We start from the raw sequence: 1,237 nt of genomic DNA on the forward strand, positions 1-1,237 counted from the left end.
AGAACGTGTTGTCCAGGACCAGGGTCGCGGCGCCCACGGCGGCCACGTCCACCGGGATCGCGGACTGGGCGAACCGGACCGCGTGCGGCGGGATCAACGCCGGATCGCTGCGCACCGCGTCCGGCAGCGCCTCCAGGATGGGCGCGGAGATCCGGCCCCAGAACGGCCCGCCGAAGATCACCTCGTCGATGTCGAGGAGGTTCACGATCACCACGATCGCCCTTGCAAGACACCGCGCGGCATAGGCCACCACCGCCCCCGCCCCACCGTCGCCGGCCGCGGCCAACTCCGCCAAGCGGGTGAACGCCGCGTCCACCGCGACCATGTCGTCGAGATCCCCGACCTCGGCCGCCGGCAGGACCCCCTCCAGCACCGCCCGTTCGACCAGCGCCCGCGGGACGGTGATGTACCCGACGCAGCCGCGCCGCCCGCAGGTGCACATCGGGCCCTCGGGATCGACGGTGACGTGGCCCGCGTCCCCGGCGTTGGAGGTGATCCCACGCACGACCTCACCCGACACCGACAACCCCGTGCCCAACCCCGTCCCGTAATACATGAACGCGAAATCGCGGCTGCTGCCCGGCCCCGCGAACCACAACTCCGCCACCACCGCCGCCGTCGTGTCCTTCTCCAGCAACACCGGCAACCCCGTCGCCTCCGCCAACGCCCGCCGCAACGCCACCCGATGCCAGTTCGGCAACATCGGCGGATTCAGCAACACCCCGTCATCCACATTCACCGGACCCGGCGAAGCGATCCCGATCCCCAAAATCCGCGACCGATCCACCGCCGACCCCACGATCAACGCCTCGATCGCCCCCGCCATCTCCGCGATCACCGCACTCGGATCCCCCACAGCCGGCGTCCCCGTCCGCGAATGATCCACCACCCGCCCCGACAGATCCACCAGCACATACGTCACCGCCGCCGGATCGATGTGCACCCCCACCGCGAACCCGCCCCCCGGATTCAACTTCACCACCGCCGCCGGCTTACCCGGACCACTGGTCCGCGTACCGGCCTCATCCACCAAACCCGCATCCAGCAGCCGCCGGCACACCTTCGTCACCGTCATCCCGCTCAACGCGGTCAACGCCGCCAACTCCGACCGCGTGATCCCCTCCGGCCGCCGCCGGATCGCATCGAGAACGACCGTCTGGTTGTACTCACCCACGGCAGGAAGGTTCGTTCCCGTACGATCCAAAGCCGCCCTCCCACACGCTGTCACCCAACCGAA

Annotated in this window: 1 protein-coding gene; it reads right to left on the bottom strand. The window is 69.8% G+C overall.

Annotated features, from left to right (window positions below):
* On the bottom strand, positions 1–1,174 hold a 1,174-nt coding region (locus Pka01_RS40425), incomplete at its 3' end, for an ROK family transcriptional regulator (RefSeq protein ID WP_203888320.1).
* Positions 1,175–1,237: the final 63 nt, after the last annotated feature.

Origin of the sequence: Planotetraspora kaengkrachanensis (assembly GCF_016862895.1) — a bacterium.
GTDB classification, from domain to species: Bacteria; Actinomycetota; Actinomycetes; order Streptosporangiales; family Streptosporangiaceae; genus Planotetraspora; species Planotetraspora kaengkrachanensis.